Origin of the sequence: Sphaerisporangium melleum, from assembly GCF_014646695.1 — a bacterium.
Lineage (GTDB): Bacteria > Actinomycetota > Actinomycetes > Streptosporangiales > Streptosporangiaceae > Sphaerisporangium > Sphaerisporangium melleum.
The window spans coordinates 13,944-30,635 of record NZ_BMNT01000052.1 but is presented as its reverse complement, the minus strand read 5'-3'; the positions used below and the strand labels follow the sequence as shown (position 1 = coordinate 30,635).

Annotated in this window: 15 protein-coding genes; 10 read left to right on the top strand and 5 right to left on the bottom strand. The window is 70.2% G+C overall.

Going from position 1 to position 16,692, the window contains the following annotated elements; translation table 11 throughout:
- The first annotated feature begins 187 nt into the window (after positions 1–187).
- Together IEY93_RS33140 and IEY93_RS33135 are read left to right on the top strand one after the other, a co-directional pair.
- Positions 188–541: a VOC family protein gene (locus IEY93_RS33140; protein WP_189167121.1), complete on the top strand. Its 354-nt coding sequence runs from the start codon at positions 188–190 to the stop codon at positions 539–541.
- Positions 542–608: 67 nt separating this feature from the next.
- Positions 609–947 carry a VOC family protein gene (locus IEY93_RS33135; RefSeq protein WP_189167120.1) on the top strand — a complete coding sequence of 113 codons (339 nt, stop codon included), beginning with the start codon at positions 609–611 and terminating at the stop codon, positions 945–947.
- Between the two features lie 94 nt (positions 948–1,041).
- On the opposite strand, the gene IEY93_RS33130 is transcribed toward IEY93_RS33135, so the two are convergent.
- From IEY93_RS33130 to IEY93_RS33120, 3 genes are all read right to left on the bottom strand, one after another.
- Positions 1,042–1,785, bottom strand: coding sequence for an SAM-dependent methyltransferase (locus IEY93_RS33130; protein WP_189167119.1), 744 nt, complete (start codon positions 1,783–1,785; stop codon positions 1,042–1,044).
- A gap of 228 nt (positions 1,786–2,013) precedes the next feature.
- The gene (locus tag IEY93_RS33125; RefSeq protein WP_229691679.1) at positions 2,014–3,165 is read right to left on the bottom strand and encodes a TNT domain-containing protein; all 1,152 of its coding nucleotides are present in this window, start codon (positions 3,163–3,165) and stop codon (positions 2,014–2,016) included.
- Positions 3,166–3,563: 398 nt separating this feature from the next.
- Complete coding sequence (locus tag IEY93_RS33120) at positions 3,564–4,550, bottom strand: NAD(P)-dependent alcohol dehydrogenase (RefSeq protein ID WP_189167117.1); 987 nt, start codon at positions 4,548–4,550, stop codon at positions 3,564–3,566.
- Positions 4,551–4,701: 151 nt separating this feature from the next.
- Between IEY93_RS33120 and IEY93_RS33115 the strand changes: the two genes are divergently transcribed.
- Positions 4,702–5,439 (top strand): DUF2306 domain-containing protein, encoded by a 738-nt coding sequence (locus tag IEY93_RS33115; protein WP_189167116.1) that lies wholly within the window; start codon positions 4,702–4,704, stop codon positions 5,437–5,439.
- Here the strand turns inward: IEY93_RS33115 and IEY93_RS33110 are convergent.
- Together IEY93_RS33110 and IEY93_RS33105 are read right to left on the bottom strand one after the other, a co-directional pair.
- Positions 5,412–6,068 carry a response regulator gene (locus tag IEY93_RS33110; RefSeq protein ID WP_189167115.1) on the bottom strand — a complete coding sequence of 219 codons (657 nt, stop codon included), beginning with the start codon at positions 6,066–6,068 and terminating at the stop codon, positions 5,412–5,414. The genes IEY93_RS33115 and IEY93_RS33110 overlap by 28 nt on opposite strands.
- Positions 6,065–7,183, bottom strand: a complete 1,119-nt coding sequence (locus IEY93_RS33105) for a sensor histidine kinase (protein WP_444544680.1) — start codon at positions 7,181–7,183, stop codon at positions 6,065–6,067. Before IEY93_RS33105 ends, IEY93_RS33110 begins: the two co-directional genes overlap by 4 nt.
- A 777-nt stretch (positions 7,184–7,960) precedes the next feature.
- On the opposite strand from IEY93_RS33105, the gene IEY93_RS33100 reads away from it, so the two are divergent.
- The 7 genes from IEY93_RS33100 (at position 7,961) to IEY93_RS33070 (ending at position 16,530) form a co-directional block, all read left to right on the top strand.
- Positions 7,961–8,947, top strand: coding sequence for an ABC transporter permease (locus tag IEY93_RS33100; RefSeq protein ID WP_189167113.1), 987 nt, complete (start codon positions 7,961–7,963; stop codon positions 8,945–8,947).
- Entirely contained in the window at positions 8,944–9,816 is an 873-nt protein-coding gene (locus IEY93_RS33095) for a carbohydrate ABC transporter permease (RefSeq protein ID WP_229691677.1), read from the top strand. Before IEY93_RS33100 ends, IEY93_RS33095 begins: the two co-directional genes overlap by 4 nt.
- 54 nt (positions 9,817–9,870) lie before the next feature.
- Complete coding sequence (locus tag IEY93_RS33090; RefSeq protein WP_189167111.1) at positions 9,871–11,517, top strand: ABC transporter substrate-binding protein; 1,647 nt, start codon at positions 9,871–9,873, stop codon at positions 11,515–11,517.
- Positions 11,518–11,557: 40 nt separating this feature from the next.
- Complete coding sequence (locus IEY93_RS33085; RefSeq protein WP_203968214.1) at positions 11,558–12,262, top strand: DUF624 domain-containing protein; 705 nt, start codon at positions 11,558–11,560, stop codon at positions 12,260–12,262.
- Between the two features lie 27 nt (positions 12,263–12,289).
- Entirely contained in the window at positions 12,290–14,503 is a 2,214-nt protein-coding gene (locus tag IEY93_RS33080) for an alpha-glucuronidase (protein ID WP_189167110.1), read from the top strand.
- A 182-nt stretch (positions 14,504–14,685) separates the two neighbouring features.
- Positions 14,686–15,603: an SDR family NAD(P)-dependent oxidoreductase gene (locus tag IEY93_RS33075; protein ID WP_189167109.1), complete on the top strand. Its 918-nt coding sequence runs from the start codon at positions 14,686–14,688 to the stop codon at positions 15,601–15,603.
- Between the two features lie 48 nt (positions 15,604–15,651).
- On the top strand, positions 15,652–16,530 hold the full coding sequence (locus IEY93_RS33070; protein ID WP_189167108.1) for an NAD(P)-dependent oxidoreductase: 879 nt from the start codon (positions 15,652–15,654) through the stop codon (positions 16,528–16,530).
- Positions 16,531–16,692 lie beyond the last annotated feature (162 nt).

The window sequence follows — 16,692 nt, the reverse complement described above, 5'->3', positions numbered from 1 at the left end:
TGACGGTCTTGACGCGCAAGCCGAATACCCCGTCAAAGTCGCGGAACGCCGCGGAGGCCTCGTCCGGTTGATCGAACAAAGGGCGGCGACCGGACTAAGGACGATCTTAGTCAGCCGACGCGGATCACGAGCAGGTACAGATGGGTTCATATCGGCAGGAGCGACCGATGTGCTGGAAGATGGCGACATGGAACGTGTACTTGGCATCGGCGGATACTTCCTGCGAGCCGCGGACCCGGCGGCTCTTGGGGCCTGGTATCGCGACCACCTGGGCGTGGGCGCCGACGAGGACGGCCTGTGGCGACAGGAAGCCGGGATGACGGTTTTCGCGCCTTTCGAGTCCGAGACCGACTACTTCGGCTCCCGCGCCCAGCAGACGATGCTCAACTTCCGGGTCCGTGACCTGGACGCGATGCTCGGCCAACTGCGGGCCAAGGGAGCGGACGTGGCCGAGGAGATCCAGGACATGGAGGGGGTCGGCCGCTTCGGCTGGGTCACCGACCCTGAGGGCAACCGGATCGAGCTGTGGCAGCCCAACTGACCGGCCTCCAGGCGGGCGGTGACGCGCTGGGACCGGCGGGCCCGGGCCGGCGGCGTACGATCACGGCATGGCCCTTGATCTGTTCGCGGGCATCGCGGTCACGGACTATGCGACGGCCCTGAAATGGTACGAGCGGCTCATGGGCCGCCCGCCGGCGTTCTTCCCACACGACACCGAGGCCGTGTGGGAAGTGGCGGAACACCGGTACGTCTACATCGTGGAGCGGCCGGAGCGGGCCGGCCACGCGCTGCTCACGGTCATGGTCGACGACCTCGGGACGCGGGTGGCGCAGATCGCCGAACGCGGGCTCGACCCCGTGGAACGGGAGACCTACGCCAACGGCGCGCGCAAGGTCACCTATCGCGATCCGGATGGGAACGAGTTCGGGTTCGGCGGCATCTCCTGAGCGAGGTCCGGTGAGGACGGCGGGGGAGCCTGAGGGCCGGCTGAGCGACGATCACGCATGAGTGGTCGGCGAGCCGAGGTCGCGTACCGGGTGGTCAGCCGGTTCGCTGGAGCAGGAGGGTGACGAAGCCGAGGACGCCCCGGTAGCCGTGCAGCCACATGTCGCGGTGCTCCAGGGCGGTGGCGCGGACCGCTTCGGCGTCCGGGCCGGGGTTCTCATTGGCCCAGCGCAGCAGCGTCCCGGTCCAGGACCACTCGTAGTCGTCCCATTCGGCCAGGTCGCTGGTGTACGCGTAGACCGTGTCGAAGCCGGCGGCCTCGGCGGCGGCGACGGTGCCCGGCAGGTCGAGGTACTCCGCCGGATCGGCCCCCAGCCGGGCGAGCGCCTCGGGCGTCGGCTCCCGCTCCCAGAACCCCTCGCCGATGAGCGCCAGCCCGTTCGGCCGCAGGAAGCGCCGTACGTGGTCGACGGTGGGGCGAAGGCCGCCGAACGCGTGCGTCGCCCCGACGCAGAGCACCAGGTCGTACCGCTCGGCCACCGGGAAGTCCGCGGCGGGCCGCTCGTGGAACCGGATGCGCTCCCAGACGCCCTGGATCTCCGCGCGCTCCTCGGCCGCCTTGAGGCCCTCGGCGGAGATGTCGACGCCGTCGGCGGTCGCGTCCTCGTAGAGCGCGAGCGCCCGCAGCGTCCAGGCCGCCTCGCCGCAGCCGATGTCCAGGATCCTCGCCCCTTCGGGCAACCGGGCCCGGCGCAGCAGCCTGGTCACCTGCGCACCGGAGACGGGCGCGGCGATGGGGTGGTCACGATGGGCGAGATGGCTGATCGACTGGCGTTCCATGAGTACCAATCTGTCCCATCTCTCACACCTGTGACCACCCAATTCCGATCTTCCCGATCACGTCATCCGCCCTGCGATCGTCACGACCGGCGGAACCCGGCTCCGGGAACGGGCGGGCCGAGGGCCGGCACGGTCGTCTCGAACGCGGAGGGACGCCACGGTGCGTACGACGATAGGGGCTAGGTGACCGTCCGTTCGTGGCGGACGGTCCCCATAGCGTGGCGCCGTTCAGCTCGGACGAGTTCCACTGTTGTGCAGGCAGATGGGGAGATTCCGCTCCGTCCGGCCGGGTGACGAGACGGACATGAGGCGGAAGGCCGGGACGTTCGCCTTGCGGGAGGCTTTCGCGTTCCGCCGGGAATGCGCGCTGTCGGCGGCCGGGCCGGTGTGCCGGGCGGTCAGGACGCGAGAGGGTTTTCCACCCGGGGTGGTTCCTCGCGGGCCGGCACGGTGGGGACGGGTGGATATCGTGGCGATTCCGCAGATGCGGGTGGGCGAGGCGAGCTCTGCCAGATATCCGTGCTCCAGCAGCCAGCTCACCGGTACCTCCGGGTTCGTCTGCGGGGCCTCAGGAATGTACTTGCTGAGCACGTGGTATTGGGTGCCGCCGCCCGGTTGCTGGAACGCCGGGGCGGCCGGCCCCACGTCGACGCGGAACGATTTGAGCACCTGGAACGCGTGGTAGTTGCACAGGTGCGTGGGATCCTGCGGGTTGGTGTTGAGGTTCCGCGGGGTCAGCGCGCGCCAGATGAACAGGTCACCCATCGGCGACAGGAAGGAGCCCCCGTTGCCGCCGAACCGGTCGATTTTCATGCCGATCTGCAGGAACGTCGTCTTCACCAGCAGTCTGCCGTTGGGATAGTTGCCGGAGGTGGCGAATCCGGCGTTGGGCGGGAAGCGGTAGTCGTTCGTGGTGTAGTCCCAGTAGCGGATCAGGAAATGCTGAGGGCTGAGGCCGCCCAGTGGCACGTAGTTATGCAGCAGGGCGCCGAGATAGCCGGTACGTGGCAGGAACACCGGTCCGAGGTCGGGGTCGCCGGTCACGTACGGCGGTCCGCACACCTGGTCGGATCGGATGCTCTGGTCGCCGGTCCTGTCTATCGTGGGCGGCGCCGGACGGCCGGCCACCGAATGAATGGGCGGCCTTTTCGGCTGGGCGGCGCTTTCGGCGTGTGCGGCGGCGGTGCCGCCCATGGCGCAGGCCATCGCGCACATCGCGGTGGCCAGCGCGGCGCTCGGTCGATATTCTGGCATGACTTCCCTGTTGACGTTGCTGCGGACGGATGGGGATCGTCCGATCTCGAGCGCGGTGCCACGGCCGTTCGCCCGTGACATGCACATCCCGAATTGTCCGGATTGCCGGAGGATTTCGCGGTACATCTCCTCGGGCGAGCGGGTTCGTCCGTATCCGGGAATATCGATATGGGTGTGCTGGTGCGCCGGAGATCGGTGATCGAGCCCTATCTTCCCGACGTCGCTGGAATTACCATGCGCGCAGCATAAGGGAAGGGCAAAGAATAGGATTGTGAAAAGCGTTTGACGGCCATTAGGGGCGGTCATTCGATAAATGTCGGAACATGTGCGCCGGGCATGCCCATTGGGTCATGCGTGCGCGACGTGCGGCTTCGGGGCGTTCGAGTGCGGAAAACACCGATGCCGGTCGCGCCGTGTACGGCACGACCGGCATCCGTCCGGGCCGGGTCTTGAGATCACTTGTCGATAGCGGGCCGCCCTTTTGAGCCGGGCCGGAGGTGCCTGGCGGTCGCAGGCGAGAGGGCTCAGAGGGTGATGACGACCTTGCCGGGGGCGTGGCCCTGTTCCACATATTCGACGGCCGCCGGAATCTCCTCGAAGGGGTAGCGCCGGTCGATCACCGGGGTGACCTTCCCGTCCTCGATGAACGAGGTCAGCGCCACCAGGTTGCGCCCGTTGCCGGTGCAGCGGGTCACGTCCGCGTGGGCCGTGCGCTGGGAGACGAGCGGCCCCATCGCGAGCACCGAGAGCGTGTGGCCGACGGGCTGCAGCCAGCGTCCGGCGGGGCCGCCGACCACGACGTGCGTCCCGTCGCGGGTCAGCGCTCGCCGGCATGCCCGCCCCGGGCGGCTGCCCGCGATGTCCACCAGGAGGTCGTGGCGCCGCCCGGTCCGCGTGAAGTCCTCGGTGGTGTAGTCGATGACCTCCTTGGCGCCGATCGACCGGACCAGGCCGGTGTTGCGCCTGCCGCAGACGCCGGTGACCTCCGCGCCGAACGCCCGGGCGATCTGCACGGCGAACGTGCCCACCCCGCCCGAGGCCCCGTTGACCAGCACCCGCTGCCCCTCCTTGACCCGTCCCACGTCGCGCAGGGCGATCAGGGCGGTGCAGGCCGCCAGCGGCACCGCGGCCGCCTGCTCGAACGACAGGTTCCGCGGCTTGGGCGCCAGCTCGGCCTCCCGGACGCACACGTACTCGGCGAAGCCGCCGCCCTTGACCATCGCGAACACCTCGTCGCCCGTTCGGAAGGACGTGACGTCCTTGCCGACCGCCTCGACCTGCCCGGCCACGTCGGCGCCCAGGATCGGGATCTTGGAAGCGCGCGGGCCGATGGTGCCGCCCATCAGGCGCGCCGCGTACGGCTCGCCCCGCATGTGGTGCCAGTCGTAGGGGTTGACGGAGGTGGCGGCCACCCGGACGAGCACCTCGTCGTCACCGGGCACGGGAACGTCGACCTCGGTGAGCCGCAGAACCTCGGGTGAGCCGTACGAACGCTGGACGAACGCCTTCATCGCTTCCTCCTCGTCAGATGAGGGCAATGTAGGAGTCCGCGTCCGCCGCGCTCATCGGCCGAAAGTACGCTGGTTCCGCGGCCGGTCGGCGGGTACGGATCGAGCCTTCAGGGCGATGAGCCACCCCCGCCGCGCCCGTCACGATCGGGGCATGAGCGACGAGAGCACGATGCACTCCCCGCGGCCGGTACGCGGCGGACGGGCGGTGGACGGACAGGGCAGGGCGCCCGCCTCGGCGGGGCGGTCCGCACGCGGGGCGGGATGGTGGGTGCCGGCCGGGCTGGTGGCGCTCAGCCTCGTCCCGGTGGTGGCGGGCGCGATGCGCCTCAACGAGCTGATCGGCGGCGCGGCGGTCACCGCGGACAACGCGCGGTACTTCGCCTCGCCGCTGCCGGTGGTGCTGCACATCGTCAGCGTCACGATCTACAGCATTCTGGGCGCGTTGCAGTTCGCGCCCCGGTTCCGCCGCCGCAGGCCCGGGTGGCATCGGGCCGCGGGCCGGTTGCTGATCCCGTGCGGCCTGCTCGCGGCGGTCACCGGGATGTGGATGGCGCTGTTCTATCCGCCCACCGTGAACGACAGTGGCGTTCTGGTGGTCATGCGCGTCGTGGTGGGCACGGCCATGGCCGGGTGCATCCTGCTCGGCCTGGCCGCGGTCCGGCGGCGGGACTTCGCCCGGCACCAGGCCTGGATGGTCCGGGGGTACGCGCTCGGGATGGGGGCGGGCACGCAGTTGCTGACCCACCTTCCGTGGTTCGTGCTGTACGGCACGCCGGACTCCTTCCCCAGGGCCGTGCTGATGGGCGCCGGATGGCTGATCAACATCGTGGTGGCCGAGTGGGTCCTGCGCAGGCGGCGGCCTCAGTTGCGGACGCGGTTGGTCTCGTAGGCCCACATGGCGATCTCGACGCGGTTGCGGGCGCCCAGCTTGGCCATCAGGCTGGCGATGTGCGACTTCACCGTGCTGAGGGAGATGTGCAGCTCCTCGGCGATCTCGCTGTTGGTACGCCCGCGGGCCACGGTGGCCAGGATCTCCTCCTCGCGGTCGGTGAGCGCCTCGAACGGCCGCACCGGCGGGCCGGCGGGCCCGGTGCGGGCGAAGGTGCCGAGCAGCCGGGCCGTGACGCTCGGGGCGATGAGCGCGTCGCCGTTCGCGGCGGCGTGGACGGCCTGGGAGAGCAGGTCGGCGCCGGCGTTCTTCAGCAGGAAGCCCCGGGCGCCGGCCCGCAGAGCGGCGTAGACGTACTCGTCGAGGTCGAAGGTCGTGATGACGATGACGGCGAGGGGGTCTTCGACGGACGGCCCGGCCAGGGAGCGGGTGGCCTCGATGCCGTCGAGGCCGGGCATGCGGATGTCGAACAGGCACACGTCGGGCCGCAGGCGCCGCCCCAGCTCGACCGCCCGCCGTCCGTCGGCGGCCTGACCGATGACCTCGATGCCCGGCTGGGCGTCGAGGATCATCGCCAGGCCGGTGCGCACGATCTCCTGGTCGTCCGCGACGAGCACGCGGATGCTCATGAGGCCGCCGCCGAGCGGGGCAGCACGGCGGTCACGGTCCAGCCCTGGCCCGGGGTCGGGCCGGCCTCGCAGGTGCCGCCGAGCAGGCCGGCGCGTTCGGCCATGCCGACGAGCCCGTATCCGGGCGTCCCGGCCGGGCGCGCTGTGGGGGTGTCGCCGTTGTCGCTCACCCACAGGCGCACCGAGGCGTCGCCGGCGGCGATGCGGACCTCGATGCGGGTGGCGTTGCGCGCGTGCCGCCGGGCGTTGGTGACCGACTCCTGGGCGATGCGGTAGATCGCGGCCCCGACCGAAGGCGATATGCCGTCCAGGTCGCCGGAGATCTCCACCTCGACGGACGGCCCGGCCCGGGGCCGGTCGGCGAGTTCGCGGACGTCGGCGATGCCCCTGCCCGGCTCCAGCTCCGCGGGACGGCCGCGGCGCAGCACGCGGACCATGGCGTTCATCTCGGACAGGGCACGCGCCGCCTCGGCCTCGATCACCTGGAGCGCTTCGGTGGCCGCGCCGGGCCGGTTCGCCGAGGTCGCCAGGCCCGCCTGGGCGCGGATCGCCATCGCCGAGACGTGGTGGGCGACGCTGTCATGCAGCTCGCGGGCGAGTTGTTCGCGTTCGAGCAGTTTGACCTGGTCGAGCTCGCGCATCCGCGCCCTGGACCGGTAGCGGAAGGCGCCGCCGAGGGCGCTGGCCGCGAATGCGATGGCGAACGCGCCGATGGCGTCGGGGAACCGGAGGCGGCCGCTGACGATCGGGATCGCGAGCCCGACCAGCATGATCGCCAGGCCGGTCACGGTCTCGCGGCCCGAGCCCCAGCGGAACAACGCGTACAGCACGATCAGCACGAACCCCAAGGTGTTCGTCTCGACGGACACCCCGCCGGTGAACAGCGGGGCGAGGTTCGTGGCGGTGAAGACGATCGCGACCATCGGCAGCGGCCGGGTGCGGCGCCACAGCAGGGTGGGCACCAGGGCGATGGTGAGGAGCACCGCGAAGACCCGCCACGGGAGATCGGGCCGCACGATGCCTTCGACCAGCGCGAGCGAGACGAGCACCGCCACGAGGACCCAGTCTCGCCAGACCCGGTGCGGAGGGTTGGGGGGACTGGGCTCAAGCCACACGGAGCGAAGAAAACCCTCCACCCGGACATCGTACGAGAGCGGACGCCCGCTGGGGATAGGGCTGCGCGCCCTCCTGCAGCCGTACACGGCCTGTGCAGGCTCGGCGTGGGGCCCTTGGGTGTGTGCCGTCCGTTGGTTCCGCGTGTCGCCGAGCGCGGCCCGCGCATCGCGGGACGCCGTTTCCGCCGGCTGATCTGCGCGCGCCGCGGCCGGTGGGCCGGGTATTCGTACGGCGTATTCGGGCGGTGCCGTACGGCGTGATTCCCATGACCTGCACAATTGAATTGTTATCGCTAACAACAGTGCGCGCGGAAATGCGGTCGCCGCCGGATCCGCCGCGGGCCCGCCGTATCGTTTATAACGCGACGCCGGTCTGTACGTCAATATCTTGGTATGCCATCGACGCCCACCCATCGCTCTCACCAGGGCGTTCATGCCGCCGATGCCGCCGCCGGAGGCCGTCGCGGCTGAAACTTTCATGGCGGGACGCCTCGGGAACGATCCATTGAATGGCTGAACGTCGGCTTTTCCCGTCGTGTCCGACCGGAAATCATCGAATGGCCGCCGAGCTGCGTTCGCGGGCGAGGAGAAGGGCGGGACGACCGGCCGCGCCGCCCATTGACCGGCCTCTTGACGTACCTCTGCCGGGCTCCTATATATTCCGCAATATTAATCAGGAGCGACGAAACATTTCGGGCCCACCGGTGCCGGAGGTGGGGGTGGGCCGGGCCATCAGCGGCCGCCGGCGCGCACGCGCCGGATGACAGCGGAGGCACGATGAGCACGACCAGCACGATCGACGCGTCATCCGGCACCCAAGGCCCGCGCGAGGCGAAGTCGCGCCGGCGCGAGCGCCCGCCCGATCGGTCCCTGCGTCAGGTGGTGCGCCGCGACTGGCAGCTCTACACGCTGGCGATCCTGCCGCTGGTGTTCTTCCTGGTCTTCCGGTACCTGCCGATGATCGGGAACGTGATCGCCTTCCGGAAGTTCCAGCCGGGCGGCAGCGTGCTCGGCGAGGAGTGGGTGGGCCTGCGCTACGTGCGGATGTTCCTGAACGATCCGACGTTCTGGCACGTCTTCACCAACACCCTGGTCCTCGGCCTGCTGACCCTGCTGTTCTGCTTCCCGATGCCGATCGTGCTCGCGCTGCTGATCAACGAGGTGCGCAGCCGGCGCCTGAAGCGGTTCGTCCAGTCGGTGTCCTACCTGCCGCACTTCCTCTCGGTGGTGGTCGTGGCCGGCCTCGTCATGGAGCTGCTGTCGGCCGATGGGCCGATCAATCAGATCCTGCGCGTCGTGGGCGACGATCCGGTGGCATTCCTGCAGCAGCCTGAATGGTTCCGGACCGTCTACGTCTCCTCGGAGATGTGGCAGACCGTCGGCTGGGGGACGATCCTCTATCTCGCCGCGCTCACCACCATCGACGAGCAGTTGTACGAGGCGGCCCGCATCGACGGCGCGGGGCGGTGGCGGCAGATCTGGCACGTGACACTTCCCGGCATCCGGCCCACCGCGGTCACCCTGCTGATCCTGAACATCGGCACCTTCATGGCGGTCGGGTTCGAGAAGATCCTGCTGCTCTACAACCCGCTGACCTACCCCACCGCGGACGTGATCTCCACGTACCTGTACCGGATGGGCGTGGTCTCCAACAACTTCAGCTACGCCGCGGCGATCGGCCTGTTCGAGGCCGTCATCGGGCTGACGCTGGTGCTGTCGGCCAACCTGATCTCCCGTCGCTCAGTGGGGACGAGCCTGTGGTGACCGTGGACCGGAGCAAGGGCCACCGGGCGTTCCGGTGGGTCAACGCCGTCATCCTCACCGGCGTGGTGATCGTGACCCTGTACCCGTTCGTGAACATCGTCGCCCGCTCGTTCAGCGACGAGTTCGCCATCCGGTCGGGGCAGGTGAGCATCTTCCCGCGCGGCTTCACGATCAGCACCTACCAGTACGTCATCTCCGATGCGACGTTCTGGACGAACTACCGCAACACGGTGGTGTACACGGTCGTCGCCACGGCGATCTCGATGGTCCTGACGACCTGCTACGCGTACGTGCTGTCCAAGAGGCACCTCAGGGGACGCAGGCTCCTGATCGGGATCGCCGTGTTCACGATGTTCTTCTCCGGCGGCCTCATCCCCAACTACGTGCTGGTCACCAGCCTCGGGCTGAAGGACAGCATCTGGGCCATCGTCCTGCCGAACGCCATCAGCGTCTTCAACCTGCTGGTCATGAAGACGTTCTTCGAGGGGCTGCCGGTCGAGCTGGAGGAGGCCGCCGCGATCGACGGCCTGAGCACCTACGGCATCCTGCTGCGGATCGTGCTGCCGCTGTCCAAGGCGGTGCTCGCCACGATGGTGCTGTTCTACGCCGTCTCGTTCTGGAACTCGTGGTTCACGGCCTTCCTCTACATGAGCCAGAACGACCTGTTCCCGGTGACCGTCTTCCTGCGCAACCTCATCGCGGGCGCCACCAGCGGGTCGTCCGTGGGCGCCGACGCCGCCGACCTCACCGTGGCCACCAACATCAAGTCGGTGACGATGGTGCTCACCGTGCTCCCCATCCTGGCGGTCTACCCCTTCGTCCAGCGGTACTTCGTCTCGGGAGTCATGCTCGGCGCGGTCAAGGGATAAGCCACGGCCGGCGATCTTCGCACACCCCTCCGTTCTGCCTGCGAAAGGACCTCCATGATCGAGATGAACCGCCGTCAGGCGCTGGTCGCCATTGGCGCGTTCGCCGCGCTCGCCGCCTGCGGCAGTGGCGACGACAAGAAGAAGAGCGACGACTTCTCGGCGAACCGGGACGGGGCGATGCCGGACTACGGCCCCGGAAAGCAGTTCAAGGCCGCCGCGCCGCTCACCTTCACCATGCTCTACAACAACCACCCGTTCTATCCGATCAAGAACGACTGGCTGTTCTGGTCGGAGCTCACCAAGCGGACCGGCGTCACGATCCAGCCGAACGTGGTGCCGCTCAGCGACTACGAGGAGAAGCGCAGCCTGATCATCGGCGCCGGCGACGCGCCGATGATCATCCCGAAGACCTATCCCGCCCAGGAGACCGCGTTCGTCGCCTCCGGCGCCATCCTCCCGGTCAGCGACTACATCGACCTGATGCCGAACTTCAAGGACCGGGTCGCCAAGTGGAACCTCCAGCCCGACCTGGACACCCTCCGCCAGGAGGACGGCCGGTTCTACCTGCTCCCCGGCCTGCACCAGGACTTCTGGGTGGACTACTCCCTGGCGGTCCGCAAGGACGTCCTGGACAAGCTCGGGCTGCAGATCCCGGGGACCTGGGACGAGCTGCGCACGGTGATGAAGGCGCTGAAGGAGGAGTACCCCGACTCCTACCCCCTGTCGGACCGCTGGGGGCAGCTCGAAACCGGGGCCAACCTGTTCAACATCATCGGCACCTCCTACGGGGCTCCGGGCGGCTGGGGCTACGGCGATGGCACGAAGTGGGACGCCACGGCAGGGAAGTTCGCCTTCACCGGCGCCATGGAGGGGTACAAGCAGATGCTGCAGTACCTCCACACGCTGGCCGAGGAGAAGCTGCTCGACCCGGAGAGCTTCACCCAATCCGACGAGCAGGCGATCCAGAAGCTGGTGTCCGGCAAGTCCTTCATGATCAGCTCGAACGCGCAGACGCTGGTCAACGAGTACCGTCCGCCGCTGTCCAAGGCCAACCCCAAGGCCGAGCTGGTCAAGATCCCGGTGCCGATCGGGCCGCTCGGCCCGATCAAGTACGGCAACGGGAACACCCGGCTGGAGAACGGGGTCATGATCTCCAAGAAGGCCCGCGACAGCAAGAACTTCGTGGCCATGATGCAGTTCATCGACTGGCTCTGGTACTCCGACGAGGGCCAGCTGTTCGCCAAGTGGGGCGTCGAAGGGGTGACCTACACCAAGGACGCGTCCGGCAGGTTCAAGCTGACCGATGACGTCGACTTCGTCGGGCTCAACCCCAAGGCGCCCAAGCACCTGCAGAAGGACTTCGGCTTCTCCAACGGCGTCTTCGCCTACGGCGGCAGCACCGAGATCCTCCAGTCGACCTTCTCGGAGGAGGAGATCGCATTCCAGAAGGTGATGAACGCCCGCAATCCCGTGCAGGTGCCGCCGCCGCACCCGCTCAGCGACGAGGAGCGCGAGCAGGCGACGCTCTGGCAGGCCCCGCTGAAGGACCACGTCGCCCAGAACTCGCTGAAGTTCGTCCTCGGCAAGCGCGACTTCGGCGAGTGGGACGCGTACGTCGCCGAGCTGGACGGGAAGAACATGTCGGCCTACGTCAACCTGGTGAACGGCGCCTACGAGCGGTACAAGAAGGCCCACGGCTGACCGCAGCGCGGCCCGCCCTCGATCCATCAGGAGTCGCCCGATGACCGACCCGACCGGCATGACCGGCACGGCCGCCGCGCCGCGGTTCGGCCGGGGCCCGCTCTCCCGGGCCTCCGCGTTCGTCTACACCCTGCTGGTGGTCGAGCTCCTGCTGCTGGCCGCCACCCTGCCCGGGCTGGCCGGGCTCGTCCTGCTCGACCGGCACGCCGCCAGCGCCCCGCTCGCCGTGGCCTGCCTGCTGCCGGTCGGGCCGGCGCTCGCGGCCGCGTTGTACGCGCTGCACCACCGGAGCCTGGACCTCACCGAGCTGCATCCCGCGGCGGCGTTCTGGCGCGGCTACCGGACCGGCCTGCGCGGGGTGGTGAAGCTCTGGGTGCCGTACCTGGGGTGGATGGCCGTCCTCGCGGCGAACCTCGCGAACTTCGCCGTCGCCGGCGTCCCGGACTGGTGGGCCGTGCTGTCGGTGCTCATCGGGGTCGCGGCGACCCTCTGGGTCGCCAACGCCCTGGTGATCACCTCCCTGTTCACCTTCCGGGCACGGGACGTGGCCCGGCTGGCCGCGTACTTCCTCACCCGCTCTCCGCGCGCCGCGCTGGGCAACGCCGGCCTGCTGGTCGTGGCGGCCGGCGTCACCCTGGTGGCGTCCGAGGCGGCGCTCGCGGTGCTGGCCTCGGCGTTCGCGTCGTGGGTCCTGCTGAACAGCCGGCCGCTGATCGCCGAGGTCCGCCGGGACTTCACGGCCTGAGGACCGTCCCCCGACCGAAGGAGCCTTGTGACCGTTCTCGAACCGGCCGGCGTGCACCAGGCGTGGCTGCCGCCGGAGGCCTTCCGGGCGATCGGCGCGCGCCGCGCGCTCGTGCTCGGCGACGGCCCGCTCGCCGGCACCGTCCGCGACGAGCTGGCCCAGGCCTGCGCCCGGTACGGCGGGAGCGTACGGCCCGGCGGCGATCTCGCGAGCGCGGACGGCGGGCCGTACGACCTCGTGCTCGCGGCCGGCGCGGGGGAGTCCCTGCCGGCCGTCGCGGCGGCGGTCCGCGCGGAGGTGCGGAGCCTTGGCGCGGAGATCGGTGGCGAGGGGTTCGTGCTCGCCCGCCGCGACGGCGTCACGGTGGTGCTCGCCGACGAGCCGGCCGGCCTGCTCTACGGCCTGTTCCACCTGGTGCGCCTCGGCGAGGCGGCGTTCGAGGACACGATCGCGGTGGAGCACCACCGGCCCGCGCTGCGCCTGCGCATGCTGGACCACTGGGACAACGTCGACGTGCACCCGGTGATGGGGCAGGTCGAGCGCGGCTACGCGGGCGGGTCGATCTTCTGGCGGGACGGTGCCCTGCGCGACGACCTGCGCCGGGTGCGGGCCTACGCACGGCTGCTGGCCGCGTGCGGGATCAACGCGGTCGCGGTGAACAACGTGAACGTGCACACCACCGAGGCCCGCCTGCTCACCGACCGGCTCGGCGACGTGGCCGCCATCGCCGGCGAGCTGCGGCCGTACGGCATCCGGGTCCACCTGTCGGTCGACTTCGCCGCGCCGGTCACCCTCGGCGGGGCGTCCACCGCCGACCCGCTCGACGAGGACGTCCGCACCTGGTGGGCGGAGACCACGGAACGGGTGTACGACACGATCCCGGACTTCGGCGGCTATGTGGTGAAGGCCGACTCGGAGGGACGGCCCGGGCCGTTCGCGTACGGGCGCAGCCACGCCGACGGCGCGAACATGCTCGCCGAGGCGCTCGCGCCGTTCGGCGGGGTCGTCCACTGGCGCGCCTTCGTGTACGACCACCGGCAGGACTGGCGCGACCGGTCCACCGACCGGGCGCGCGCGGCCCACGACCACTTCGCCCCGCTCGACGGGCTGTTCGGCGACAACGTGATCCTGCAGGTGAAGCACGGCCCGATCGACTTCCAGCCGCGGGAGCCGGTGTCGCCGGTCATCGCGGCCATGCCCGCCACCCGGGTGGCGGTGGAACTGCAGGTGACCCAGGAGTACACCGGCCAGCAGCGGCATGTGTGCTACCTCGCCCCGATGTGGAGCGAGGTGCTCGGCTTCCGGCTCTCGGGGCCCGCCGGACCGTCCGTGGCCCAGATCGCGGGCGGCGCGGCGGCGCACCACGGGCGGGCGGCACACGGCGCGGCGGCCGCGAACGGCGCGGTGTCCAACGGCGCGGTGTCCAACGGCGCGGTGTCGAACGGCGTGGCGGAGCTGGATGGCACGGCGCAGACGTACGGGGGCGGCGGCCTGGTCGGGGTCTCCAACGTGGGCGACGACGACTTCTGGACCGGCCACCCGCTCGCGCAGGCCAACCTGTACGCGTTCGGCCGCCTCGCCTGGGCGCCGGACGCGGACCCGGCCGCGATCCTCGACGAGTGGATCGGCCTCACCTTCCCGGCATTCCCGCCGGACATGACCGGCGGCCCCGATCGGCCGCGGAGCGTACTGCACGCGATCATGGACGACTCCTGGCGCACCTACGAGCGGTACACCGCGCCGCTCGGCGTCGGCTTCATGGTCCGTCCTGGGCACCACTACGGCCCGGACGTGGACGGGTACGAGTACACCCCGTGGGGCACTTACCACTTCGCCGACCGCGACGGCGTCGGCGTGGACCGCACCCGCGCCACCGGCACCGGGTACACGGGGCAGTACCCCGAACCCTGGTCGCAGGTGTACGAGTCGATCGAGCGGTGCCCCGACGAGGTGCTGCTCTTCTTCCACCACGTCCCGTACGGCCATGTGCTGCACAGCGGCTCGACCGTGATCCAGCACATCTACGACACCCATTTCGCCGGAGTGGAGGAGGTCGTGCGGGCTCAGGCACTGTGGGCCGGGCTCGCCGGCGCCGGATCGGTGCCCCCGGCCCTGCACGCGCGGGTCGCGGACCTCCTGGACGAGCAACTCCGCTGCGCGCGGGAGTGGCGCGACCAGGTCAACACCTACTTCTTCCGCAAGTCCGGCGTGCCCGACGCCCACGGCCGCCGGATCTGGTGACGCCCCACCCGGCCACGGCGGCGGGCGGAGCCTGACCCTGGGAGTACCGGTGTGAGTGGGGATCTGGCTGGTCCTCGCGGTCCTGGCCACCATGGACGACGTGCCGCCGGCCGATGCGCGGCGGCGCGGTCCGCCGGCCGGGTCCGGCCGCGGACGACGTTCCACCGGAAAGGCCAGAGCACATGGCAGAGCCCATCAGGACCCCCTTCGGCTTCGGGTCCACCACCGACGACGTCATCGAAGGGGTGGACCTCACCGGGCGGCGCGCGCTGGTGACCGGCGCCAACTCCGGGATCGGCGTCGAGACCGCACGCGCGCTGGCGAAGGCCGGCGCCGAGGTGACCCTCGCGGTCCGCCGGCCCGAGGCCGCCGCGGAGACCGCCGCCGACATCACGGCCACCACCGGCAACGACAAGGTGTCGGTCCGCCCGCTGGACCTATCCGACCAGGGCTCGGTCGAGCGGTTCGCCGCCGGCTGGGAGGGGCCGCTGCACATCCTGGTGAACAACGCGGGAATCATGGCGCTGCCCGCGCTGGAGCGCACCCGCGAGGGCTGGGAGATGCAGTTCGCCACCAACTTCATGGGGCACTTCGCGCTGACCGTCGGCCTGCACGACGCGCTGGCCGCCGCGGGCGGCGCCCGCGTCGTGTCGGTCAGCTCCAGCGGGAACCTGTTCTCGCCGGTGGTCTTCGACGACCTGCACTTCGACTTCCGCCCGTACGACCCGCTGGTCGCCTACGGCCAGTCCAAGACCGCCAACGCGCTGCTCGCGGTCGAGGCGACCCGGCGCTGGGCGGGTGAGGGCATCTATGCCAACGCCCTGAACCCGGGGGCGATCGCCACCAACCTGCAGAAGCACACGGGCGGCCTGAAGACGCCGAAGGAGCGGCAGAAGACGCCGCGCCAGGGGGCCGCGACGTCGGTGCTGCTGGCCGCGTCGCCGCTGCTGGACAAGGTCGGCGGCCGGTACTTCGAGGACTGCAACGAGGCGGCGGTCATCACCACCCGCACGCCCGACTACTCCGGGGTCGCCTGGTACGCGGTCGATCCGGCCAACGCCGAGCGCCTGTGGGACACCGCCCTGGGCCTCCTGCCGTGAGGCGCCGTCCGCGCGGGTGTTCACGATCGACGAAAGCGAGCTGACGACATGACCACCACCACTCGGGATCGCACGCTGACGGTCGGCTTCATCGGCCTTGGCGACCAGGGTGCGCCGATGGCGCAGGCGATCGGCGAGAGCGAGCACGCGCTGCACGTGTGGGCGCGCCGTCCGCAGAGCCTGGACGTCCTCGCCGGCGTGCCGTACGTCGTGCACGCCACCCCGGCCGAGCTGGCAGCGGCCGTGGACGTGCTCGCGCTCTGCCTGCGCGACGACAACGACATCTGGGACATTCTGCGTACGCCCGGCGTGCCCGAGGCGCTGCGGCCCGGGTTGATCATCGTGAATCACGGCACCGGTGACCCGGGCGAGAACCGCCGGATCGCCGAGCACCTGGCCCGGATGGGCGTCCGCTACCTGGACGCCCCGGTCAGCGGGGGCGGTCCGGGCGCCAGGGCGCGCAGGCTCACCACCATCTGCGGTGGCGACCGGACGGCGTTCGACCTGTGCGCCCCGGTCTTCGACACCTTCTCCGCCAAGGTCGCGTACATGGGTCCGGCCGGCGGCGGGCAGACCGCCAAGCTGCTCAACAACGCCATGACCATGTCGAACCTGCTGAACGCCGTGGACCTGGTGCGCCTGGCCGCCCGGCTCGGGATCGGCGTCCGCGCGGTCCAGGACGTCATCGGGGCGAGCAGCGGCGGCAGTGCCATCCTGCGGGCGCTGGGCGGCGATCTCACCCCCGAGATCGCCGAGCACCTGCAGGGGCTGATGCGCAAGGACATCGAGCACTTCGCGGACGCCATGCGCGCCGCGGGCCTGGACCCGCGCCCCCTGCACGACAGGGGTGTGGCCGGCATCGACGGCCTGACCGAGGCGGTCGGCCTCATCGCCGCCGAGGACACCCGGAGCGACCGCGACGCGTGACCGCCGTGCCCCCCCCGGAGCGGGTCCATGGGATCTCGCCGGTACCGGTGCGGTGTCGGTGCCTGCGGAAGTGCTCGCAAGAAGTACGAGCATCTTTGCATCAAGTCGGCATGGTCATGAAAGTTATTCGCAGACTCTTGTGGACTCGGAGGTGGGGATCTA

Bases quoted from the DNA above. Each gene is read 5' to 3' on its own strand.
- IEY93_RS33075 (WP_189167109.1), top strand. From the start codon at position 14,686: ATGGCAGAGCCCATCAGGACCCCCTTCGGCTTCGGGTCCACCACCGAC.
- IEY93_RS33100 (WP_189167113.1), top strand. From the start codon at position 7,961: ATGAGCACGACCAGCACGATCGACGCGTCATCCGGCACCCAAGGCCCG.
- IEY93_RS33070 (WP_189167108.1), top strand. From the start codon at position 15,652: ATGACCACCACCACTCGGGATCGCACGCTGACGGTCGGCTTCATCGGC.
- IEY93_RS33115 (WP_189167116.1), top strand. From the start codon at position 4,702: ATGAGCGACGAGAGCACGATGCACTCCCCGCGGCCGGTACGCGGCGGA.
- IEY93_RS33140 (WP_189167121.1), top strand. From the start codon at position 188: ATGGAACGTGTACTTGGCATCGGCGGATACTTCCTGCGAGCCGCGGAC.
- IEY93_RS33090 (WP_189167111.1), top strand. From the start codon at position 9,871: ATGATCGAGATGAACCGCCGTCAGGCGCTGGTCGCCATTGGCGCGTTC.
- IEY93_RS33120 (WP_189167117.1), bottom strand. From the start codon at position 4,550: ATGAAGGCGTTCGTCCAGCGTTCGTACGGCTCACCCGAGGTTCTGCGG.
- IEY93_RS33085 (WP_203968214.1), top strand. From the start codon at position 11,558: ATGACCGACCCGACCGGCATGACCGGCACGGCCGCCGCGCCGCGGTTC.
- IEY93_RS33130 (WP_189167119.1), bottom strand. From the start codon at position 1,785: ATGGAACGCCAGTCGATCAGCCATCTCGCCCATCGTGACCACCCCATC.
- IEY93_RS33125 (WP_229691679.1), bottom strand. From the start codon at position 3,165: ATGTACCGCGAAATCCTCCGGCAATCCGGACAATTCGGGATGTGCATG.
- IEY93_RS33135 (WP_189167120.1), top strand. From the start codon at position 609: ATGGCCCTTGATCTGTTCGCGGGCATCGCGGTCACGGACTATGCGACG.
- IEY93_RS33110 (WP_189167115.1), bottom strand. From the start codon at position 6,068: ATGAGCATCCGCGTGCTCGTCGCGGACGACCAGGAGATCGTGCGCACC.